General features: G+C 46.6%; 10 protein-coding genes, 3 tRNA genes and 6 rRNA genes. 4 read left to right on the top strand and 15 right to left on the bottom strand.

Annotation, left to right across the window (positions count from 1 at the left end):
- Nucleotides 1-52 precede the first annotated feature (52 nt).
- Nucleotides 53-2,581, bottom strand: a complete 2,529-nt coding sequence (locus tag LMH68_RS08490; RefSeq protein WP_017066755.1) for a class I adenylate cyclase — start codon at nt 2,579-2,581, stop codon at nt 53-55.
- Between the two features lie 344 nt (nt 2,582-2,925).
- Here LMH68_RS08490 and hemC point away from each other — a divergent pair, with 344 nt between their 5' ends.
- From hemC to LMH68_RS08470, 4 genes are read left to right on the top strand one after another with little or no spacing between them, the layout of a single operon-like run.
- Nucleotides 2,926-3,864, top strand: a complete 939-nt coding sequence (hemC, locus tag LMH68_RS08485; protein WP_017061008.1) for a hydroxymethylbilane synthase — start codon at nt 2,926-2,928, stop codon at nt 3,862-3,864.
- Nucleotides 3,865-3,866: 2 nt separating this feature from the next.
- On the top strand, nt 3,867-4,595 hold the full coding sequence (locus LMH68_RS08480; RefSeq protein ID WP_017061007.1) for a uroporphyrinogen-III synthase: 729 nt from the start codon (nt 3,867-3,869) through the stop codon (nt 4,593-4,595).
- A 19-nt stretch (nt 4,596-4,614) separates the two neighbouring features.
- Nucleotides 4,615-5,841 (top strand): uroporphyrinogen-III C-methyltransferase, encoded by a 1,227-nt coding sequence (locus LMH68_RS08475; protein WP_017061006.1) that lies wholly within the window; start codon nt 4,615-4,617, stop codon nt 5,839-5,841.
- Nucleotides 5,841-7,022, top strand: coding sequence for a heme biosynthesis protein HemY (locus tag LMH68_RS08470; RefSeq protein WP_017061005.1), 1,182 nt, complete (start codon nt 5,841-5,843; stop codon nt 7,020-7,022). The genes LMH68_RS08475 and LMH68_RS08470 overlap by 1 nt, the downstream gene beginning before the upstream one ends.
- A 716-nt stretch (nt 7,023-7,738) precedes the next feature.
- Here LMH68_RS08470 and LMH68_RS08465 read toward each other — a convergent pair.
- The 14 genes from LMH68_RS08465 to LMH68_RS08400 all read right to left on the bottom strand — a co-directional run bounded on the left by LMH68_RS08465 (nt 7,739) and on the right by LMH68_RS08400 (nt 24,336).
- Nucleotides 7,739-8,774, bottom strand: a protein-coding gene (locus LMH68_RS08465; protein ID WP_413754964.1) for an IS630 family transposase whose coding sequence is annotated in 2 segments (ribosomal slippage) — nt 7,739-8,314 and nt 8,316-8,774 — 1,035 coding nt in all. Because the reading frame shifts where the segments join, the coding sequence is not laid out codon by codon here.
- 146 nt (nt 8,775-8,920) lie between these two features.
- Nucleotides 8,921-8,997, bottom strand: a tRNA-Asp gene (locus tag LMH68_RS08460).
- 43 nt (nt 8,998-9,040) lie between these two features.
- A 5S ribosomal RNA gene (gene rrf / locus LMH68_RS08455) occupies nt 9,041-9,156 on the bottom strand.
- A gap of 138 nt (nt 9,157-9,294) precedes the next feature.
- Nucleotides 9,295-12,188, bottom strand: a 23S ribosomal RNA gene (locus tag LMH68_RS08450).
- 313 nt (nt 12,189-12,501) lie between these two features.
- Nucleotides 12,502-12,577, bottom strand: a tRNA-Ala gene (locus LMH68_RS08445).
- Between the two features lie 14 nt (nt 12,578-12,591).
- Nucleotides 12,592-12,668 (bottom strand) — tRNA-Ile (locus LMH68_RS08440).
- A 67-nt stretch (nt 12,669-12,735) separates the two neighbouring features.
- Nucleotides 12,736-14,290: ribosomal RNA gene (locus tag LMH68_RS08435) — 16S ribosomal RNA — on the bottom strand.
- A 425-nt stretch (nt 14,291-14,715) separates the two neighbouring features.
- Nucleotides 14,716-14,831, bottom strand: a 5S ribosomal RNA gene (gene rrf, locus LMH68_RS08430).
- Between the two features lie 134 nt (nt 14,832-14,965).
- Nucleotides 14,966-17,859, bottom strand: a 23S ribosomal RNA gene (locus LMH68_RS08425).
- 403 nt (nt 17,860-18,262) lie between these two features.
- A 16S ribosomal RNA gene (locus LMH68_RS08420) occupies nt 18,263-19,817 on the bottom strand.
- Together the 16S, 23S and 5S rRNA genes with 3 tRNA genes alongside form the textbook arrangement of a ribosomal RNA operon.
- Nucleotides 19,818-20,400: 583 nt before the next feature.
- On the bottom strand, nt 20,401-21,114 hold the full coding sequence (gene fre / locus LMH68_RS08415; protein ID WP_017059251.1) for an NAD(P)H-flavin reductase: 714 nt from the start codon (nt 21,112-21,114) through the stop codon (nt 20,401-20,403).
- 20 nt (nt 21,115-21,134) lie between these two features.
- Nucleotides 21,135-21,404, bottom strand: coding sequence for a 2Fe-2S iron-sulfur cluster-binding protein (locus LMH68_RS08410; protein WP_008224727.1), 270 nt, complete (start codon nt 21,402-21,404; stop codon nt 21,135-21,137).
- Nucleotides 21,401-23,242 (bottom strand): 4-hydroxy-3-polyprenylbenzoate decarboxylase, encoded by a 1,842-nt coding sequence (gene ubiD, locus LMH68_RS08405; RefSeq protein ID WP_017059250.1) that lies wholly within the window; start codon nt 23,240-23,242, stop codon nt 21,401-21,403. The genes LMH68_RS08410 and ubiD overlap by 4 nt, the downstream gene beginning before the upstream one ends.
- Nucleotides 23,243-23,340: 98 nt before the next feature.
- On the bottom strand, nt 23,341-24,336 hold the full coding sequence (locus LMH68_RS08400; RefSeq protein WP_229648301.1) for a hypothetical protein: 996 nt from the start codon (nt 24,334-24,336) through the stop codon (nt 23,341-23,343).
- Between the last annotated feature and the right edge of the window lie 70 nt (nt 24,337-24,406).

The raw sequence follows: 24,406 nt of genomic DNA, 5'->3' as shown, positions 1-24,406 counted from the left end.
AAAGGAGTGAATCAATCACTCCTTTTTTTAAAATCAATCGGGCTTAGTAAGACTAGATGTTAACTATCTTTGAGCTCCGAGAAGCTAAAGTTGCATCGTTACGATAAGGCACAACGTAAGAATTGCCTTCTTCAGGATGAACGATTTGGTAGTACTGAGGTAGGTTAAAGTTAATCAACTTAGACGACATCTTCGACTCATCTTTTACCGATGTGTAGAAAGAATTCACGCTCGCGATCATCTCATCTTTTTCACCGCTGTACTGGTGGTAGACCTCAACTTGGTTCGACTCGTCCAATACATAAATATTGAAGCCTTTGTCGGTATCTTCGAAAAAGAACTGAATCAAGCCCTCACTCGCAAAACCATCCACCACTTCTGGTAGCTGATACTCTTGCTCTTTATCGAGCATCAGTAAAGGTGAGCCTTTGAGCTTATTGGTTGAGATGCTACGGTAGAAATCGACCGAGTTTTCCAACATCTGTACCGACACACCACGACGTTCGAAGAACAGACCAAACATCTTATTAGCTAAACGAATAGCCTTAAAGCGGCGGCGCTTCTCGGGTTCAATCGGTTTCAATCGTAAATCGATACACTCAGCAAGCAGTTGATACACCATGTTACGCATCACACCACGCAGGTTTTTGCTGTAACAGAACACATCAACCGATTCTGGCGGTAAAGCATCTTGGTGCATTTTGCCAAGCACCGTCTTCAGCGCATCCAGCATTGCCGTATCACCTTGGAAATGCAGCGTACGTACTTCATGCCAAGAGTTACGATAAACTAAGTCGACACTGCCGACTAAGCTCTTACCTTCCTCACCAAAGCTGAAGATATCGGCGTTCTTGAGGTCCACTTTTAATGCACGACCACTTAATTCAGACGTCGGGTCATTTTCAAAGTTGATGAACATCGCTAGCTGGCTTATCTCACACGGGCTCGCCAGTGCTTGCATACTTGGGCGACGCTTACGCAAAGAAAACGTATTACGCAGGTCGCTCACCATTTGATAGAACTTATCGATATCGATGTGAGCGTCACGTACCACAGAGTGCAAACGTGTCGACTCGGTAATCAAGCCATTAAAAAACGACCATGCTACCAACTTACTCAAGTACTCATGGTGCTCTAGAGAAGGCTGACCAAGAATGCGGTGTGCAACCAGTGGCTGCTTATACAAGTACCAACCTGCTTTATTCGACTGACCCTGACGAACTTCGATGAAGCTCAAGTCGGGTTCATGCAGATCCGGAGAGATTTGTGGGTTCAGCAGTGTCACTTTACCTGGCAATACCTCAAACGCAGCGTAAAGCTTACGTGCCAAGATGCTGATATCTTGTGGACTGATTGCCGAAGTGATGTCGTTACGACGCGCAAATTGAATCAGATTACGATAGCTCAGCATCAAGGCATCAAGCAGTGCATGGTGCACCACTTTAACCTGCTCAACCTTCCAGTTACGGCGGTTATCGAGCTCAGCAATGGTTTCATGTCCCCAATTCCAAGATTTAGTCATCTCGGTTAAGGCTTCACGACGCCACGCAACGGAGCCAATGCCCGCATCTCGTGACAACTTCTCGTGGGTCTTAAGATAAAAACAGCGCCTCACCAAGTCCAATCGAGTATGGTCGTTAATACGCTCTAGGTAGCGCGTTACCTTCTCAAGCATCAGATAGTAACTATCCATGCCATACAGATCCGGTTCATCCGCGAAGAAGCGACGCTTGGTATCAATACTCAGCAGTTGGGTGTTTGGGTATTCCCATGAATAGGCTTCTAACAGGATCGCCTTCAAAACCGATTTATACGGTGAGTCGATACTCTTATAGAGCTGCCACAGGTTTGAACCAAAGTACTCTTCAGCGGGAATGCGATTCAGCTTGCCGAAATCGATCCACTGCGAGCAATCAAGATAGCCATCCTGACACAAACCTTGAACATACTCGTCGTAACACTCTTCCATTTCTGGCGGAATGATTTGCCACAACAAACGCTGACCAGCCAAACGAACCGCAGAGCGATAAAACTCATCAAGCAATAATAAGTGCTGTGAAGAACCACAGTTATCGCCGGTCATCTCTTCTGAATGGTTCGAACGGAAACGCTCTTCATCCATCAAGAAGAAGTTCGCTTCTACTCCCAAGGTTTCAGCCCAATCGGTAATCAAGAGACACTTGTTGGTTAGGCTATCGCGAGAGGCGCCATCCATATCCGGGGAAACACACACCCAGATATCAAGATCACTTGAAGTGCTTTGACCAATAGAAGAAGTACTACCCATGGTGTACAAGCCAAGGATTGCTGGTTCATCCGTCTCGGTGAGTTTGCCACCCAGCGTTAATTCGGTATCAGAGACAAATTGCTTTTGGAATTCATTAAGCGTGAAGCTACGAATTCCAAAAGGAACTTGTTGGTCATAATAACCAGGCATCATCGGGTGATTGAAGTGAAGCAGTGCGGGAATAAGGTTGAATACTCGCTGGCCTTGCACATTCATCAACGCCAACGCACGATCAATGCGCTGCTGATTTAGATTGTCTAATCGTTGAATCAAAGTTTGAGTGTAAGCCTGCAAGGTAAGTCCTTGGTTTGAGGTTAAGTGCAGTTCTGTTTAGTTACTGAACGAAAGGAGCAACAAAACGTGATCAATTTAACACTTTTACCCTTAATGGTAAAGCAAAGGAACCCGTCATACTGGTCAATTCCTTGATGACAGAAAGTTAAACTCACGGCGCCGTAGTGTCCTCTTTATTGACTATTTCTAATAATAGCCCATGTTTCAAATGAGATACTAATCACACTATTTTGGTGAACTCATGAAAATCTCTCAGCTATCAAAGTATGGAATGATCAAACAGTAAGAATTCTCGCCTCATAATGGTAGGATTAGGCTATTACAGAACCTATATCGGAAACACCATGACAAATTCAGCACCAATCCGTATCGCGACCAGAAAAAGCCCTCTTGCCCTTTGGCAGGCATACTTTGTAAGGGATGCACTGCAAGCTGCTCACCCTGGTTTAGAGGTTGAGTTGGTAACTATGGTGACCAAAGGTGACATCATCCTAGACACTCCGCTTGCTAAAGTGGGTGGTAAAGGACTGTTCGTTAAAGAACTTGAAGTAGCCATGCTAGAAGGTCGTGCTGACCTAGCGGTTCACTCAATGAAAGATGTACCTGTCGACTTCCCTGAAGGTCTAGGTCTGGTAACAATTTGTGAGCGCGAAGATCCGCGTGACGCTTTCGTATCAAACACTTACAACAACATCGACGAACTCCCACAAGGTGCTGTCGTGGGTACGTGCAGTCTGCGTCGCCAATGCCAACTGTTAGAATACCGCCCAGATCTGATCATCAAAGAGCTGCGCGGCAACGTTGGTACTCGTCTAGGTAAACTCGATGATGGTCAATACGATGCGATCGTACTGGCTGCTGCAGGTCTTAAACGTCTAGAGCTAGAAGAGCGTATTCGTAGCTTCATCGAACCAGAGCAGTCTCTCCCTGCTGTTGGCCAAGGCGCTGTTGGTATTGAGTGTCGCCTTGATGACGAGCGTCTGATTAAACTCCTTGAACCACTGAATCATAAAGACACGGCTGATCGTGTACTGTGCGAACGTGCAATGAACCTTACCCTAGAAGGTGGCTGTCAGGTTCCTATCGGCAGCTACTCATTATTAGATGGCGAAAACATCTGGCTACGTGCATTAGTTGGTGAACCGGACGGTTCTAAGATGGTTCGTGGTGAGATCTCTGGCCCTCGCAAAGATGCAGAAGCACTTGGCGTGACTCTGGCAAATCAATTGCTGGATGATGGCGCGAGAGAAATCTTAACCAAGCTCTACGTTGACCAAGAATAATCATGACAGTGTTGGTGACTCGTCCCGGTTCAGAGGGACAATCGCTTTGCCAACAACTAGCGGATGAAGGGGTTCAAGCAATCCATCATCCGCTGATTCGTATCGTGGATAATCCCAACTCTGCGGATTTAAGCACCCAGCTTAATAACAGCGATATCATTATTGCAGTCAGTCACCACGCCGTGGCGGCTGCCCAAAGCATCCTTTCAAAAACCTCATCCATTTGGCCTACTTCGCCGCTTTATCTTGGCGTTGGTCAAAAAACTGCGCACGTTTTAAGCAAAGTCTGTAAACAAAAAGTAAACTATCCTCAAGTTAGTGATAGTGAACATCTTCTTAAACTTACTGAACTTAATGGCGTAGAAAATAAGTCCATTTTGATACTACGTGGCAATGGTGGGCGTGAGCTCATTAGGGATTCTCTACTCAATCGAGGTGCACAAGTCTCTTATTGTGAGACCTACCGTAGAGAATATATTCCTATTAGCGACCACAATACCTATCAAACATGGATAAACAAAAAAACGTCCAAAGTTGTCATCACTAGTCAGGAACAATTGGAGTATCTCTGCTCAATTACCCCTGATGAGTATTTGGCTTGGCTTTCAACAAGACATCTATTTGTCCCAAGCCAGCGCATTGTAGAACGAGCACAACAACTCGGCTTCTCGAATGTAACCAATACTCACAGTGCTACGAACCAAATATTACTGGCTGCTCTCCGGCCCTAGCTAGAAACAGGAAATAAGCATGACAAGCAAAAAAAATAATGAGCATATTGAACCTGAAAAGAAACAAGATACTCAGCCAGTAGTTGTTGAAAACGAAAAAGCTGACTCTACAGAGACAAAACAACCTGAACAGAAGCTTGATGCCTCTGCTTCAAATACCGCTAAAAATGAGCAGCCTCAAGCAGAGCATAAAGAGCAAATAGAGAAAGCAGAAAAGCAAGGTAAGCGCGGTGTCAAACTAGGCGCTATTGCGATCGCTATTTCAATTATCTTCAGTGGCGGTATCGCATTTCAAATGCAGCAAAAGAGCGCTGAATACTCGGCTCAAATAGCCGCTCTTCAAGCACAACTTCAAAATACCCAATCTGCGGTAAATAAAGACCTACAAACCATCAAGCAAGAGACTATCCAAGAAGCCTCACACGCGGTGGAGAAAACTCAGGTCGTGCAATCTCAACAGCAGAAGAGCATTCAAAGCCTGCAGTTAGCAGTGGCTGACGTGAAAGGTCGCCGCCCGAATGACTGGTTACTTGCCGAAGCCGATTACCTTGTGAAACTAGCAGGACGTAAACTGTTCCTCGAGCATGATGCCGTTAGCGCAACCAAGTTAATGGAAAGCGCCGATCAACGTATCGCAGCACTGAATGACCCGAGCTTAGTGTCACTGCGTCAATCAATGACCAATGACATTACCAAGCTTCGCACTATTCCTCTGATCGACCGTGACGGCTTAGTTCTGCGTATCACAAGCTTGCAACAGCAAGTCGATACACTGCCGCTTGCCAATGCGATTCTTCCGGAAGCTGCGGTTGTTGAGAAAAAAGCGGTATCGCAAGATATTAATGATTGGCAGAACAACCTGATGACGTCGATGAAAGACTTCTCAGAAAACTTCATTACCTTCCGTAGTCGTGATGGCGAAGTTATCCCTCTACTCTCTCCTGAACAACACTTCTACCTGCGTGAAAACATCAAAGGTAAATTAGAAACCGCGATTCGCGCCGTCTACAAAGAACAAGGTGAACTCTATAGCGCAGCTCTTAATACCGCTAGCGAGTGGTCGAAAGCGTATCTAAACCAAGATAACAACTCAGTGATTGAATTTGAGAAAGCGATTAAACAGCTAAGTGAACAGAACATCTCTGTGAAATACCCTGTAAAGCTTGAATCTCAAAATGAGTTGTCAGATGTGATACGTGAGCGCCTACGTCGTGAAGTCACCGTTATGACCACGGAGGAAAAATAATGATTCGTTGGATTTTTCTTTTTCTCGTTCTAGGTGCTGGGTTAATTGTTGGTACTCAGTTCTCTGGTCAACAAGGCTACGTTCTGATCTCAATTGCGAATAAGACTATTGAGATGAGCGTGACAACACTGGTTATCTTTGTCATTGCTCTTCTAGCGGCTCTATTCGGCTTAGAGTACCTATTTAAAAAGCTTATGTACGCAAGCTCGACAACTTGGAACTGGTTCAGTGTTCGTAAGCTGAAACGTTCTCGTCGTTATACCAATGAAGGCATTATCAAGCTACTTGAAGGTGACTGGAAAGGCGCTGAGAAGAAAGTAACTCGTTGGGCTAACCATCACGACATGCCTCTACTTTGTTATTTAGTCGCTTCTCAAGCGGCACACGAACAAGGTAATACAAGTGAGCGAGATAAGTACATCGAGCTTGCTAGCCAACAGGACGACTCTCTACTAGCGGTTGAGCTAACTAAAGCTAAACAGCAAATCAGCGAGTCAAACTACGAAGCTGCATTCGATACACTTTCGACCCTAAAAGGCACATACCCTAATAACACTGCTGTACTTGGCCTGTTAAAAGCCACTTACTTGCAACTGAAGTTATGGCAGCCATTGCTAGAGTTAACTCCTAAATTAGTTAAGAACAAACTTCTAACAGCTGATGAGCAACGTGAATTAGAACAGAAAGCACAATGTGGGCTACTTCATGATGTGGCACAACAGCAAGGTAGCGAAGGTTTAATCAGCCATTGGAACAAGCTTTCAAGAAAACAGAAACAAAGTTCGCACCTTGTATCCTGCTTTGTGAAGCAACTTATCGCTCGCAAAGCTGACTCAGAAGCCTTCACTGTGATCAAAGAGAACATTGCAAAGAGTGGGTCAAATGAACTCTACATGTTGCTTCCAGAGCTGAACTTATCCGATCACCACCCAGTAGTGGTCATGCTAGAACGTGCAATTAGTAAAGACAGTGGTAATGCCGAAGCACACAGCGCGCTGGCTCAGTTCTACTTAAGAGAGCAGAAGTGGGCGGAAGCACAAAGCCACTTCGAAAAAGCCCTAGCACTTCGCTCAAATGTTTCAGATTACGGATACCTATCTGACGCACTAGAGAAGCAAAACTTAACGAAAGCAGCTCACGAGGTTTCTCGTAAAGCGCTCGCTCTAGTTCAGCCCGCTTAACTCTAAGCGACTCAAACTAAGCCGATGTCTAGCATCGGCTTTTTTGTATCTGCTATTTAACCCTAGATAACTTCTACAATAGCTATAAACCAAGCTCATCAAACACTTACCTGCCCAATACCAACTAACCATGAAATTGCTCAACTGGGCTTCTCAAACACACGGAGAACGACTTTAGTTGTGTCTGTACGTAGTTTTACCATTCTTATAAACAAGTCCTTATAAGAGGTTCGAGAGGAGTCATAGAGAAAAGTGATACCTTGAAGTTCAAGAACAAATGGAGATCAGCTTGAGAGAAGGCGCTTAAAGATATTTACCCGCAGACAGATGCCCACTTAAAGTCACGTTGAATTAACAATTAAATAGCCATCAACGTTCCAACTATAAACCGTTATAACCGGGGAGTTCACGTAACTGCCTGTAGATTAATCTATTAAGTAGAGGGAGATAGCAAGAGTTACCGACCAACAAAACCTTGTTATTAGAAACGAGGCATCTTTATCAGCCAGTTCAAATTAGTAGGAGATAGAGCTCTCAAGACGCTCAGGAAAAGTTAATCAACGAACCAATAGCCACAAGTATAAACTTACGTAATCAAGCGCTGCTAGAGAGAGCAGAGCTTAATAATAAGTGTCGGAATATCAGAGCTCGTGATCAACGTAAAGCGCCTCTACAAACTCTGAGACGAATAATAAGACTCATACCAATCCGGAAAATTAACTGATCAGGTCAATCCAATCTCTTGTACACATTTTTGTGACGCGATCTTTGCACTCAAGAAATCCATTCCAAGCGCTACAGACCTTCGAAACAATATCGTTATAATCAATGAAGTTTTGGTTTGCTAGATAGTGTTGCCTTAACCAACTCCACACTTGCTCTATAGGGTTAAGCTCTGGTGAGTATGGCGGCAATTTGATAATACTGACATTATCAAATGGGTTAGCAACATCATCGGTATGCCATCCTGCGCCATCCATTATTACCACTGAATGACGGTCTTTTTCTGTGACTTTAGATATCTGCTCTAGATGGTTTATCATGATGTCTTTGTTAACCCAAGGGACGACCATTGCCTCACCAATCCCTCTCAATGGGCACACTGAGCCAAACAAATAAGCGTATTCAAATTGCTGCTGTTTTACTACGCGAGGTCTCGTTCCACGAGTAGCCCAAAGACGTGTTGTTGTATTCTGCTGACCAAACCTAGCTTCGTCTTGAAACCAGACATCAACACTCTCTAGCCCAATATGGCCGGGGATCTTAAGGATCGTTTCGATTTGGAATTTTTTTAAAATCGTCTTGTATTTGCTGTGATTGTTTAGGGTGTTTGGAACGAGAAGTTATCCAAGAAAAACCCATGTGGTCGAGGAGATAATAGATGGAATTAGGGTGGTAGTGCTTGTCAAAGTGTTTAACGATGTAGTCATGTATATCGCTTCCAACAAGGCGGCCACCAGAAGGTGATCCAGCTTCTTTTTTTATGAAGGCACTGAGTTGAGCCCGCTGCTCATCGGTGAGGTATGCAGGCCTACCAGTCCGAGGTTTTTCTTGAAGTCCTTCTAGGCCTTCTTCAAAAAAAATCCGAACCCATTTATTGACACTGGTTCGACTGACTTTGAGAGATTTTGCAATTTGTGTACGAGAGAGGCCGTCTTTAAAGTGTGCGAGCGCAAGTAAACGCATCTTCATCTGAATGGTTTTTTGCTGGCTCGCAAGCTTTTTGAAGTCAGTGTTATTAAGGCTATCCATGGCTAAATTTCACAATAATTCATCAATCTTAATTAGATCACATTTTTACTTTAATTGGTATTACAGCACTCATAAAACCTAACAACAAACACTTTTCTTCAAATGTAAAAAAGCCCTGCTATTGCTAGCAGGGCTTCTCTAATAAGTGGCGGAGTGGACGGGACTCGAACCCGCGACCCCCGGCGTGACAGGCCGGTATTCTAACCAACTGAACTACCACTCCGCAGTGGAATACTTGTCGTCGCTGACAAGTGTTCAAATTTAAAGCCTGGCGATGTCCTACTCTCACATGGGGAAGCCCCACACTACCATCGGCGCTATTGTGTTTCACTTCTGAGTTCGGCATGGAATCAGGTGGGTCCACAATGCTATGGTCGCCAAGCAAATTTTGCTTTTACTTTCAGCTTTTTTAAAAACTGAAGGCAAAATAATCTGGAAAACTGTATTTAAAAGTCTATCTCTTCAAACTCATTCAAGCGTTTGGTATTTCTTTGAGTCCACAAAACCCCTTGGGTGTTGTATGGTTAAGCCTCACGGGCAATTAGTACAGGTTAGCTCAATGCCTCGCAGCACTTACACACCCTGCCTATCAACGTCGTAGTCTACGACAACCCTTTAGGACACTTATAGTGCCAGGGAAAACTCATCTCAAGGCTCGCTTCCCGCTTAGATGCTTTCAGCGGTTATCGATTCCGAACTTAGCTACCGGGCAATGCCATTGGCATGACAACCCGAACACCAGAGGTTCGTCCACTCCGGTCCTCTCGTACTAGGAGCAGCCCCTTTCAATTTTCCAACGCCCACGGCAGATAGGGACCGAACTGTCTCACGACGTTCTAAACCCAGCTCGCGTACCACTTTAAATGGCGAACAGCCATACCCTTGGGACCGACTTCAGCCCCAGGATGTGATGAGCCGACATCGAGGTGCCAAACACCGCCGTCGATATGAACTCTTGGGCGGTATCAGCCTGTTATCCCCGGAGTACCTTTTATCCGTTGAGCGATGGCCCTTCCATTCAGAACCACCGGATCACTATGACCTGCTTTCGCACCTGCTCGAATTGTCATTCTCGCAGTCAAGCGGGCTTATGCCATTGCACTAACCACACGATGTCCAACCGTGTTTAGCCCACCTTCGTGCTCCTCCGTTACTCTTTGGGAGGAGACCGCCCCAGTCAAACTACCCACCAGGCACTGTCCGTAATCCCGATTCAGGGACCAACGTTAGAACATCAAAACTACAAGGGTGGTATTTCAAGGACGACTCCACCACATCTAGCGACGCGGTTTCAAAGTCTCCCACCTATCCTACACATGTAGGTTCAATGTTCAGTGCCAAGCTGTAGTAAAGGTTCACGGGGTCTTTCCGTCTAGCCGCGGGTACACTGCATCTTCACAGCGATTTCAATTTCACTGAGTCTCGGGTGGAGACAGCGTGGCCATCATTACGCCATTCGTGCAGGTCGGAACTTACCCGACAAGGAATTTCGCTACCTTAGGACCGTTATAGTTACGGCCGCCGTTTACCGGGGCTTCGATCAAGAGCTTCGACCGAAGTCTAACCCCATCAATTAACCTTCCGGCACCGGGCAGGCGTCACACCGTATACGTCATCTTACGATTTTGCACAGTGCTGTGTTTTTAATAAACAGTTGCAGCCACCTGGTATCTGCGACTCTCGTCTGCTCCATCCGCAAGGGACTTCACTGATAAGAGCGTACCTTCTCCCGAAGTTACGGTACCATTTTGCCTAGTTCCTTCACCCGAGTTCTCTCAAGCGCCTTGGTATTCTCTACCCGACCACCTGTGTCGGTTTGGGGTACGATTCCTTACAATCTGAAGCTTAGAGGCTTTTCCTGGAAGCATGGCATCAATGACTTCACTACCGTAGTAGCTCGACATCGTATCTCAGCGTTAGTAGCGGTCCGGATTTACCTAAACCACCCGCCTACGTACTTGAACCTGGACAACCGTCGCCAGGCCCACCTAGCCTTCTCCGTCCCCCCATCGCAATTGTAAGAAGTACGGGAATATTAACCCGTTTCCCATCGACTACGCCTTTCGGCCTCGCCTTAGGAGTCGACTTACCCTGCCCCGATTAACGTTGGACAGGAACCCTTGGTCTTCCGGCGAGGGAGTTTTTCACTCCCTTTATCGTTACTCATGTCAGCATTCGCACTTCTGATACCTCCAGCAGCCCTTACAGACCACCTTCAACGGCTTACAGAACGCTCCCCTACCCCACATACCCTAAGGTACGTAGCCGCAGCTTCGGTGTATAGCTTAGCCCCGTTACATCTTCCGCGCAGGCCGACTCGACCAGTGAGCTATTACGCTTTCTTTAAATGATGGCTGCTTCTAAGCCAACATCCTGGCTGTCTGAGCCTTCCCACATCGTTTCCCACTTAGCTATACTTTGGGACCTTAGCTGGCGGTCTGGGTTGTTTCCCTCTCCACGACGGACGTTAGCACCCGCCGTGTGTCTCCCGGATAGTACTTACTGGTATTCGGAGTTTGCAAAGGGTTGGTAAGTCGGGATGACCCCCTAGCCTTAACAGTGCTCTACCCCCAGTAGTATTCGTCCGAGGCGCTACCTAAATAGCTTTCGGGGAGAACCAGCTATCTCCAGGTTTGATTGGCCTTTCACCCCTAGCCACAAGTCATCCGCTAATTTTTCAACATTAGTCGGTTCGGTCCTCCAGTTGATGTTACTCAACCTTCAACCTGCCCATGGCTAGATCACCTGGTTTCGGGTCTAATCCTAGCAACTGTACGCCCAGTTAAGACTCGGTTTCCCTACGGCTCCCCTAAACGGTTAACCTTGCTACTAAAATTAAGTCGCTGACCCATTATACAAAAGGTACGCAGTCACACCACGAAGGTGCTCCTACTGCTTGTACGTACACGGTTTCAGGTTCTATTTCACTCCCCTCACAGGGGTTCTTTTCGCCTTTCCCTCACGGTACTGGTTCACTATCGGTCAGTCAGTAGTATTTAGCCTTGGAGGATGGTCCCCCCATATTCAGACAGGATATCACGTGTCCCGCCCTACTCGTTTTCACTGATTATGATGTGTCGGTTACGGGGCTATCACCCTTTACTGCGAGACTTTCCAGACTCTTCACCTGCATCATTAAAAGCTTAAGGGCTAATCCAATTTCGCTCGCCGCTACTTTCGGAATCTCGGTTGATTTCTCTTCCTCGGGGTACTTAGATGTTTCAGTTCCCCCGGTTTGCCTCCTGTTGCTATGTATTCACAACAGGATACTTACTTATGTAAGTGGGTTTCCCCATTCAGGAATCCCAGACTCAAAAGGTTATTACTACCTAATCTGGGCTTATCGCAAGTTATTACGCCTTTCATCGCCTCTGACTGCCAAGGCATCCACCGTGTACGCTTAGTCACTTAACCATACAACCCGAAAGGGTCTTAGTGTATGGCAACTAACCAAGGTTTTTGGTTGTCATTAAGAAGGGTTAATTCTCAATGACTGTTTGCCGGACTCAATTGTGATTCAAACAAGTTTGAATCGAATACAAGACACTTGAATGTGTTTGTTGTGTTTATCAATAAAGATAAACATTGAGAACTTTTAAATTTGATTGAATTACTCGTAAGTAATCAATCAGTCAGCTTTCCAAATTGTTAAAGAGCTTGATTCAATAAAATGAACCATTTTTAAAGACTCTCGTAAGACTTTTTGTCGAACAAGAACGCTTAAAGATGGTGGAGCTATGCGGGATCGAACCGCAGACCTCCTGCGTGCAAGGCAGGCGCTCTCCCAGCTGAGCTATAGCCCCATCTAGGTCGATATTGGTGGGTCTGAGTGGACTTGAACCACCGACCTCCCGCTTATCAGGCGAGCGCTCTAACCAGCTGAGCTACAGACCCAATATCGTCTCTTAACTTTTCTAAACCTAATCAATCTGTGTGGGTACTCATCGCAAATATCTTCGTATAAGGAGGTGATCCAGCCCCAGGTTCCCCTAGGGCTACCTTGTTACGACTTCACCCCAGTCATGAACCACAAAGTGGTGAGCGTCCTCCCCGAAAGGTTAAACTACCCACTTCTTTTGCAGCCCACTCCCATGGTGTGACGGGCGGTGTGTACAAGGCCCGGGAACGTATTCACCGTGACATTCTGATTCACGATTACTAGCGATTCCGACTTCATGGAGTCGAGTTGCAGACTCCAATCCGGACTACGACGCACTTTTTGGGATTCGCTCACTATCGCTAGCTTGCTGCCCTCTGTATGCGCCATTGTAGCACGTGTGTAGCCCTACTCGTAAGGGCCATGATGACTTGACGTCGTCCCCACCTTCCTCCGGTTTATCACCGGCAGTCTCCCTGGAGTTCCCGACATTACTCGCTGGCAAACAAGGATAAGGGTTGCGCTCGTTGCGGGACTTAACCCAACATTTCACAACACGAGCTGACGACAGCCATGCAGCACCTGTCTCAGAGCTCCCGAAGGCACACCTGCGTCTCCGCTGGCTTCTCTGGATGTCAAGAGTAGGTAAGGTTCTTCGCGTTGCATCGAATTAAACCACATGCTCCACCGCTTGTGCGGGCCCCCGTCAATTCATTTGAGTTTTAATCTTGCGACCGTACTCCCCAGGCGGTCTACTTAACGCGTTAGCTCCGAAAGCCACGGCTCAAGGCCACAACCTCCAAGTAGACATCGTTTACGGCGTGGACTACCAGGGTATCTAATCCTGTTTGCTCCCCACGCTTTCGCATCTGAGTGTCAGTATCTGTCCAGGGGGCCGCCTTCGCCACTGGTATTCCTTCAGATCTCTACGCATTTCACCGCTACACCTGAAATTCTACCCCCCTCTACAGTACTCTAGTTCACCAGTTTCAAATGCAGTTCCGAGGTTGAGCCCCGGGCTTTCACATCTGACTTAATGAACCACCTGCATGCGCTTTACGCCCAGTAATTCCGATTAACGCTCGCACCCTCCGTATTACCGCGGCTGCTGGCACGGAGTTAGCCGGTGCTTCTTCTGTTGCTAACGTCAAGAGATAGCGCTATTAACACTACCCCCTTCCTCACAACTGAAAGTACTTTACAACCCGAAGGCCTTCTTCATACACGCGGCATGGCTGCATCAGGCTTTCGCCCATTGTGCAATATTCCCCACTGCTGCCTCCCGTAGGAGTCTGGACCGTGTCTCAGTTCCAGTGTGGCTGATCATCCTCTCAGACCAGCTAGGGATCGTCGCCTTGGTGAGCCATTACCTCACCAACTAGCTAATCCCACCTAGGCATATCTTGACGCGAGAGGTCCGAAGATCCCCCTCTTTGGCCCGTAGGCATTATGCGGTATTAGCCATCGTTTCCAATGGTTATCCCCCACATCAAGGCAATTTCCTAGGCATTACTCACCCGTCCGCCGCTCGACGCCCATTAACGCACCCGAAGGATTGTTAGTGTCGTTTCCGCTCGACTTGCATGTGTTAGGCCTGCCGCCAGCGTTCAATCTGAGCCATGATCAAACTCTTCAATTTAAGATTTTGTCGGCTCAATGAATACTGACTTCAAAACTACAAAAAGTAATTCTAAAGCTATTATCTTTCCAACAGAAAGATAATGAATTGACTGTGCCAAATACCTTCTTTCTACAAGAGAAAGTAGTTATTCGTATTGGTCACTCAGTTCATTGAAACCAAATTTGATTCCGAGGAATCTGTTTTACTTCTCTTTAAAAAAGGGAAGATAAAACGTTTTGATATTCATCAACGAGTGCCCACACAGATTGATAGGTTTAAATTGTTAAAGAGCTTGTTCTCTAAAAAGAGAACGCTTTCAGTGCCTTAGCACTTAAGCAGGACGCGTATAATACGCTTTCTACTTTGAAAGTCAACATAAAATACTAAGAAAACTCAGAACTCTATGGTGACTTGTCTATTTAATAGACAAAGTCGAATTTAAAGCCTGGCGATGTCCTACTCTCACATGGGGAAGCCCCACACTACCATCGGCGCTATTGTGTTTCACTTCTGAGTTCGGCATGGAATCAGGTGGGTCCACAATGCTATGGTCGCCAAGCAAATTTTGCTTTTACTTTCAGCTTTTTTAAAAACTGAAGGCAAAATAATCTGGAAAACTGATTTAAAAGTCTCTTTCAAACTCATTCAAGCGTTTGGTATTTCTTTGAGTCCACAAAACCCCTTGGGTGTTGTATGGTTAAGCCTCACGGGCAATTAGTACAGGTTAGCTCAATGCCTCGCAGCACTTACACACCCTGCCTATCAACGTCGTAGTCTACGACAACCCTTTAGGACACTTATAGTGCCAGGGAAAACTCATCTCAAGGCTCGCTTCCCGCTTAGATGCTTTCAGCGGTTATCGATTCCGAACTTAGCTACCGGGCAATGCCATTGGCATGACAACCCGAACACCAGAGGTTCGTCCACTCCGGTCCTCTCGTACTAGGAGCAGCCCCTTTCAATTTTCCAACGCCCACGGCAGATAGGGACCGAACTGTCTCACGACGTTCTAAACCCAGCTCGCGTACCACTTTAAATGGCGAACAGCCATACCCTTGGGACCGACTTCAGCCCCAGGATGTGATGAGCCGACATCGAGGTGCCAAACACCGCCGTCGATATGAACTCTTGGGCGGTATCAGCCTGTTATCCCCGGAGTACCTTTTATCCGTTGAGCGATGGCCCTTCCATTCAGAACCACCGGATCACTATGACCTGCTTTCGCACCTGCTCGAATTGTCATTCTCGCAGTCAAGCGGGCTTATGCCATTGCACTAACCACACGATGTCCAACCGTGTTTAGCCCACCTTCGTGCTCCTCCGTTACTCTTTGGGAGGAGACCGCCCCAGTCAAACTACCCACCAGGCACTGTCCGTAATCCCGATTCAGGGACCAACGTTAGAACATCAAAACTACAAGGGTGGTATTTCAAGGACGACTCCACCACATCTAGCGACGCGGTTTCAAAGTCTCCCACCTATCCTACACATGTAGGTTCAATGTTCAGTGCCAAGCTGTAGTAAAGGTTCACGGGGTCTTTCCGTCTAGCCGCGGGTACACTGCATCTTCACAGCGATTTCAATTTCACTGAGTCTCGGGTGGAGACAGCGTGGCCATCATTACGCCATTCGTGCAGGTCGGAACTTACCCGACAAGGAATTTCGCTACCTTAGGACCGTTATAGTTACGGCCGCCGTTTACCGGGGCTTCGATCAAGAGCTTCGACCGAAGTCTAACCCCATCAATTAACCTTCCGGCACCGGGCAGGCGTCACACCGTATACGTCATCTTACGATTTTGCACAGTGCTGTGTTTTTAATAAACAGTTGCAGCCACCTGGTATCTGCGACTCTCGTCTGCTCCATCCGCAAGGGACTTCACTGATAAGAGCGTACCTTCTCCCGAAGTTACGGTACCATTTTGCCTAGTTCCTTCACCCGAGTTCTCTCAAGCGCCTTGGTATTCTCTACCCGACCACCTGTGTCGGTTTGGGGTACGATTCCTTACAATCTGAAGCTTAGAGGCTTTTCCTGGAAGCATGGCATCAATGACTTCACTACCGTAGTAGCTCGACATCGTATCTCAGCGTTAATAGCGGTCCGGATTTACCTAAACCACCCGCCTACGTACTTGAACCTGGACAACCGTCGCCAGGCCCACCTAGCCTTCTCCGTCCCCCCATCGCAATTGTAAGAAGTACGGGAATATTAACCCGTTTCCCATCGACTACGCCTTTCGGCCTCGCCTTAGGAGTCGACTTACCCTGCCCCGATTAACGTTGGACAGGAACCCTTGGTCTTCCGGCGAGGGAGTTTTTCACTCCCTTTATCGTTACTCATGTCAGCATTCGCACTTCTGATACCTCCAGCAGCCCTTACAGGCCACCTTCAACGGCTTACAGAACGCTCCCCTACCCCACATACCCTAAGGTACGTAGCCGCAGCTTCGGTGTATAGCTTAGCCCCGTTACATCTTCCGCGCAGGCCGACTCGACCAGTGAGCTATTACGCTTTCTTTAAATGATGGCTGCTTCTAAGCCAACATCCTGGCTGTCTGAGCCTTCCCACATCGTTTCCCACTTAGCTATACTTTGGGACCTTAGCTGGCGGTCTGGGTTGTTTCCCTCTCCACGACGGACGTTAGCACCCGCCGTGTGTCTCCCGGATAGTACTTACTGGTATTCGGAGTTTGCAAAGGGTTGGTAAGTCGGGATGACCCCCTAGCCTTAACAGTGCTCTACCCCCAGTAGTATTCGTCCGAGGCGCTACCTAAATAGCTTTCGGGGAGAACCAGCTATCTCCAGGTTTGATTGGCCTTTCACCCCTAGCCACAAGTCATCCGCTAATTTTTCAACATTAGTCGGTTCGGTCCTCCAGTTGATGTTACTCAACCTTCAACCTGCCCATGGCTAGATCACCTGGTTTCGGGTCTAATCCTAGCAACTGTACGCCCAGTTAAGACTCGGTTTCCCTACGGCTCCCCTAAACGGTTAACCTTGCTACTAAAATTAAGTCGCTGACCCATTATACAAAAGGTACGCAGTCACACCACGAAGGTGCTCCTACTGCTTGTACGTACACGGTTTCAGGTTCTATTTCACTCCCCTCACAGGGGTTCTTTTCGCCTTTCCCTCACGGTACTGGTTCACTATCGGTCAGTCAGTAGTATTTAGCCTTGGAGGATGGTCCCCCCATATTCAGACAGGATATCACGTGTCCCGCCCTACTCGTTTTCACTGATTATGATGTGTCGGTTACGGGGCTATCACCCTTTACTGCGAGACTTTCCAGACTCTTCACCTGCATCATTAAAAGCTTAAGGGCTAATCCAATTTCGCTCGCCGCTACTTTCGGAATCTCGGTTGATTTCTCTTCCTCGGGGTACTTAGATGTTTCAGTTCCCCCGGTTTGCCTCCTGTTGCTATGTATTCACAACAGGATACTTACTTATGTAAGTGGGTTTCCCCATTCAGGAATCCCAGACTCAAAAGGTTATTACTACCTAATCTGGGCTTATCGCAAGTTATTACGCCTTTCATCGCCTCTGACTGCCAAGGCATCCACCGTGTACGCTTAGTCACTTAACCATACAACCCGAAAGGGTTTCTATTTGCTTTCACTTTAAAAAGTGAAGACAAATAATCGTATGGCAACTAACCAAGGTTTTTGGTTGTCATTAAGAAGGGTTAATTCTCAATGACTGTTTGCCGGACTCAATTTCGATTCAAACTAAGTTTGAATCGAATACAAGACACTTGAATGTGTTTGTTGTGTTTATACCGTTCTTATTAAATAAGAGCAGATAAACATTGAGAACTTTTAAATTTGATTGAATTACTCGTAAGTAAATCAATCAGTCAGCTTTCCAAATTGTTAAAGAGCATAAAGCAAAAAGCTTTAATCAATAACTTACGTTATTAATTAAAGCTCTGGCTTTAACTAAATCTAAACCATCAATCTGTGTGGACACTCATCGTGACTATCTTCGTATAAGGAGGTGATCCAGCCCCAGGTTCCCCTAGGGCTACCTTGTTACGACTTCACCCCAGTCATGAACCACAAAGTGGTGAGCGTCCTCCCCGAAAGGTTAAACTACCCACTTCTTTTGCAGCCCACTCCCATGGTGTGACGGGCGGTGTGTACAAGGCCCGGGAACGTATTCACCGTGACATTCTGATTCACGATTACTAGCGATTCCGACTTCATGGAGTCGAGTTGCAGACTCCAATCCGGACTACGACGCACTTTTTGGGATTCGCTCACTATCGCTAGCTTGCTGCCCTCTGTATGCGCCATTGTAGCACGTGTGTAGCCCTACTCGTAAGGGCCATGATGACTTGACGTCGTCCCCACCTTCCTCCGGTTTATCACCGGCAGTCTCCCTGGAGTTCCCGACATTACTCGCTGGCAAACAAGGATAAGGGTTGCGCTCGTTGCGGGACTTAACCCAACATTTCACAACACGAGCTGACGACAGCCATGCAGCACCTGTCTCAGAGCTCCCGAAGGCACACCTGCGTCTCCGCTGGCTTCTCTGGATGTCAAGAGTAGGTAAGGTTCTTCGCGTTGCATCGAATTAAACCACATGCTCCACCGCTTGTGCGGGCCCCCGTCAATTCATTTGAGTTTTAATCTTGCGACCGTACTCCCCAGGCGGTCTACTTAACGCGTTAGCTCCGAAAGCCACGGCTCAAGGCCACAACCTCCAAGTAGACATCGTTTACGGCGTGGACTACCAGGGTATCTAATCCTGTTTGCTCCCCACGCTTTCGCATCTGAGTGTCAGTATCTGTCCAGGGGGCCGCCTTCGCCACTGGTATTCCTTCAGATCTCTACGCATTTCACCGCTACACCTGAAATTCTACCCCCCTCTACAGTACTCTAGTTCACCAGTTTCAAATGCAGTTCCGAGGTTGAGCCCCGGGCTTTCACATCTGACTTAATGAACCACCTGCATGCGCTTTACGCCCAGTAATTCCGATTAACGCTCGCACCCTCCGTATTACCGCGGCTGCTGGCACGGAGTTAGCCGGTGCTTCTTCTGTTGCTAACGTCAAGAGATAGCGCTATTAACGCTACCCCCTTCCTCACAACTGAAAGTACTTTACAACCCGAAGGCCTTCTTCATACACGCGGCATGGCTGCATCAGGCTTTCGCCCATTGTGCAATATTCCCCACTGCTGCCTCCCGTAGGAGTCTGGACCGTGTCTCAGTTCCAGTGTGGCTGATCATCCTCTCAGACCAGCTAGGGATCGTCGCCTTGGTGAGCCATTACCTCACCAACTAGCTAATCCCACCTAGGCATATCTTGACGCGAGAGGTCCGAAGATCCCCCTCTTTGGCCCGTAGGCATTATGCGGTATTAGCCATCGTTTCCAATGGTTATCCCCCACATCAAGGCAATTTCCTAGGCATTACTCACCCGTCCGCCGCTCGACGCCCATTAACGCACCCGAAGGATTGTTAATGTCGTTTCCGCTCGACTTGCATGTGTTAGGCCTGCCGCCAGCGTTCAATCTGAGCCATGATCAAACTCTTCAATTTAAGATTTTGTGACTCAACGAATACTGACTTCAAAACTAATATTTACCGAAGTAAATATGTAATTCTAAAGCTATTACCCCTCTCTTCTTAAATAAATAGGAACAGAATGGTAATGAATTGACTGTGCCGAATAACTACAAGTAGTTAAACGTATTGGTCACTCAGTTCATTGAAATCAATTTTGATTCCGAAGAATCTGTTTTATCTAACGATAAAACGTTTTGATATTCATCAACGAGTGCCCACACAGATTGATAGGTTTAAATTGTTAAAGAGCTTAACTTCTTGAGCGTTCCTTTTAAGTAAGGAGCCTCTCGAAGTGGACGGCCATTCTAGCGAATTAACATTCAGTGTCAAACACTTTTTGAAAATTAATTTTTTGTCGCTTTCCGTCTTACTGATTCTTGCTGAAGCCTTGTGGCGTCTGCCGTCTCAGTGGTGTCGCATTATAGGGAACCCTCTCAGCTTAGCAACTACTTTTTCATGAAAAATGAATAAATAGGGGTTAACTGCCTAATAGTTCACCTAAACGTAAAAAAGAGAGCATTTCTGCTCTCTTTTTGCTCAAAATCTAAGGGTATTGTTAGATAAATGCGTAAGCATCAGCGTACATATGGTCACGCTTTGCTTCTTTATTCTGAGTAAATAGGTCTCTTGCAGCGCCCGCCATTTCAAAACGACCTGCAATATAGATATCGAAATCAGCTAATGATTCGAAACTTTGCATAACAGCCTCAAGCACATTACCTGTTTGGCCATGCCAAACTTCCGGTGCTTCTTCTACTACCGGTACAAAGTGCACATTGCTATGCTTTTCTGCAATGCCAACCAACTCTTCTTTAGCATATAACTGGCACTCATCTTTTGCGCCCCAGTATAGGTAGATCTCTTTCGAGCTATTTTGCGCGATGCAGTGATCAAGAATAGAGCGCACGTAGCTGAAACCCGTGCCACCAGCAATAAGTAATAGAGGGCGATCGCTTTCTTCTTTGATCCAAGCATCTCCGTGTGGAGCATCAATCGCAATATCGCCATCTTCAGCTTGTGCCTTCTTCATCGCTTCAACCACTTCTAGTGCGTAAGCGTTGTGCTCGGCAGCACCAATGTGCAGCTCAAGCTCACCTTCGTGGCGGCAAGGGCTACTTGCGATAGAGAATGGGCGCTTATCTTTCTCGCCCATTTCAACCATCAGGTACTGGCCCGCTTTAAAAGCGACCGGTGTTTCTGGGTGAAGTAGGATTTGGTAAGTATTACAAGCCAAAGGCTCGATAGACTTCACTTTACATTTAATAGTCATGTTCTTCCTCTTACTAACCCTTAATCGGCAAAGGTTAGAACTAAATTACTTTCTGCAAATGCTTGGCAAGCAAAAATCCAGCCTTGTTGCTGCTCTTTCTCTGTGAGCATGGGTTCAAGGTGGTAACTCACTTGCCCTTCTAATTTTTTGCACATACACATTGCGCATGCGCCAACTTGGCAACGGTTTGGGAAATAGATATCGCTGTTGAGCGCAGCATCCAAGACCGTTTGCCCTTTTTCTACTGTGAAACTGATGTTTTCTGGGTATAAGACTACTTGGTAGCTCATGAAATTCCTAGCTGTTCCCAGATGCTATCAATCTTTTTCACAACATCAGGATCTTTTGTGATTGGTACACCCCACTCACGCAGGCATTCACCTTCCCACTTATTGGTCGCATCGAGACCCATTTTTGAGTGTCCAGTTTCGTTCTGCAGGAATAACGTATCTCTCGCCGGATCCATTCTTGTCGTTACAGCCCAAATGATGTCATTCCAATCACTCACATTGACATCGCCATCACACACGATAACAAACTTGTTCTCATCAAATTGAGACCAAACCGCTTCCATGATTTTCTTACCATTACCGGCAGCTTGCTTATCAATAGACACCACAACCATGCTGGCATTGTCGTTTTGCAGGTGAACATCAATAATTTCAGGATGAACCTTGGTTAACTCAGCCAAGCTACCCTCAATATGTTCACTATTTACAGGTGCTGTTTGGACATCTGGCGATAACGCTAACTCTGCGTCCCACTTCTTAGTAATATCTAGACCCATCTTAGAACCTAACCCAACCACGGGTGAGGCAAAATCCAATGAATCGATCGGCGTGTTCTCTATCATCAGGCTATCGCGTGACGGATCCATATGTTCGCACATCGCTGCGGTTACTTGAGACCAATCACGTGCATTCACATCTTCATCACACACCAATACAAATTTGGTGTACATGAATTGGCGTAAGAAAGACCATACACCCATCATCACTCGCTTAGCGTGACCTGGGTATTGCTTCTTCATGGTCACGACTGCCATTCGGTACGAACAACCTTCAGGCGGTAGATAGAAATCTTCAATCTCTGGGAACTGCTTTTGAAGAATAGGCACAAACACTTCATTTAGCGCAACACCCAATACCGCTGGCTCATCAGGTGGACGGCCAGTATAGGTGCTGTGATAGATAGGGTTCTCGCGCATGGTTACATGAGTAATAGTAAACACATGGTGCTTTTCTTTCTCGTTGTAGTAACCAGTATGATCTCCGTAAGGCCCTTCATCTGCGAATTCATTCGGGTCGATGTAACCTTCCATCACGATTTCTGCACTTGCGGGAACTTCTAAGTCGTTGCTGATTGATTTAACGACCTCAGTTTTACTACCACGTAGTAAGCCTGCAAACGCGTACTCAGATAAACTATCCGGCACTGGCGTAACCGCACCAAGAATGGTGGCAGGATCAGCACCAAACGCTACCGATACTGGGAATGGTTTCCCAGGGTTAGTTTCCATCCAATCACGCAGATCCAATGCTCCACCACGGTGGGCTAACCAACGCATGATGATTTTATTCTTGCCGATCTTCTGCTGACGATAGATACCTAAGTTTTGGCGTTTCTTGTTTGGACCACGAGTAACCGTTAAACCCCATGTTAGCAATGGCGCGACATCATCAGCCCAACAGCTCATCACAGGGATTTTATCTAGGTCGACATCATCGCCTTGCCATACCACTTGTTGGCAAGCCGCTTTGCGAAGGCGTTTAGCTGGCATGTTTAAGACTTGCTTAAACACAGGTAGTTTATCAAGAGCGTCTTTAAAGCCTTTTGGTGGCTCAGGTTCTTTTAGGTAAGCAAGCAACTTGCCCACTTCACGCAGTTCTTTGACTTCTTGACGTCCCATACCAATAGCAACCCGATTAGGTGTACCAAATAGATTGGTCAAAACGGGCATGTCATAGCCTACTGGATTTTCAAACAAAAGAGCCGGGCCACCAGCACGTAGAGTACGGTCGCTAATCTCGGTCATTTCGTAGTCTGGATCGACTGGGTGAGAAATGCGTTTCAACTGACCAATACTTTCAAGATGGTCGATAAAATCACGTAAATCTTTAAAACTCATAGGACTTCTACATGCTGATTATTCTGCGCTCAGTATATCAAAAAGGGTGACGCTGAGGTCCCCCTTTTTAGTGTGGTTATTGAGAGGCAAAATCCACTTTACGGTAATGCTTGCTCGATCAAAGAACTCTTCACCTGAGGGTTATCATTGACGAGATCTTGCAACCATCGCGTATGACCTTGTTTGGCGAGTTCACGCGCAACTAATGGTGCTTCATCAGCAATCGCCATCCTAGAGACAAGGAACAGCTTCACCTCTTCTGATAACGGGTTAACTTTGGTAAGCAAAGTAATCGCTTCATCTTTCAAACGCGGGTTCTTAGTCGCTGCCATCACCTGTTCAAGCGCGAACGTTTGTTTGGTTTCAGCAAGGCGAACTAGCTCAGCTTGGCTATGATAATCGGCCTTCATTCGCCATAGAATTTTGTAAACCTCTGGGGCTTCGCTCACTTGCGCTAATCGAACCACCACCTCAGTAGAAGGTAACCAACTAACAATAGAAGATGCGGTGAGTTGCTTAGTTAGGTAATCAACCGCTTCAGGAGACAAACTGTCTAGCTCTCTAATGAGCAACGCTTCTCGCGTTTGAACTTGATGTTCAGATCCAGATAACCACTCTTTTAGGTCGAGTTCCTGTTTCTCTGCATCTAGCACAAATACCAATGTCTTCTGATCTTGACGCCATTGTTTAATGAGGCGATTAGCAATTGAAGGGTAATTAAAGGCAGGTACCGTAAACTCATAGCCATCGCCACGTTCTAAGACTTGATAAGTGGGCGTGATAGCAAGTTGCTGCTCGATGAAGATAGACATCTTGGGTGTGAGTACGATTTTTTGCTGTTCAAGCTTCTTCAAGAGTTGGTAACGAGCCACCTCTTGCTGGGGAAATGTCAGGCGCTCAAGCGCAAAGCGTAGCGAATTGACTTCGTCACGTACGACAAGCTCGAGTAGTTCAGCAGTTTTCAGTTTTACTTGATCATTCTCAAGCCAAGACTCTACTGTAAGTGGAGACATCTCGGTGGCATAGCTCATACCAACCGGTGAAAATAACAGTGAAGTAGACAGGAGTAATGATGACAACAGTCCATGTTGCATTTTAACGTCCTTGTAACACTTTTGCTCATTCTGCAAGCTGGCGCTACAAAATGCAAATAAAAAGCGCCAC

Origin of the sequence: Vibrio sp. F13 (assembly GCF_020806305.2) — a bacterium.
Classification (GTDB): domain Bacteria; phylum Pseudomonadota; class Gammaproteobacteria; order Enterobacterales; family Vibrionaceae; genus Vibrio; species Vibrio crassostreae_C.
This window is presented reverse-complemented; position numbering and strand designations above follow the sequence as displayed.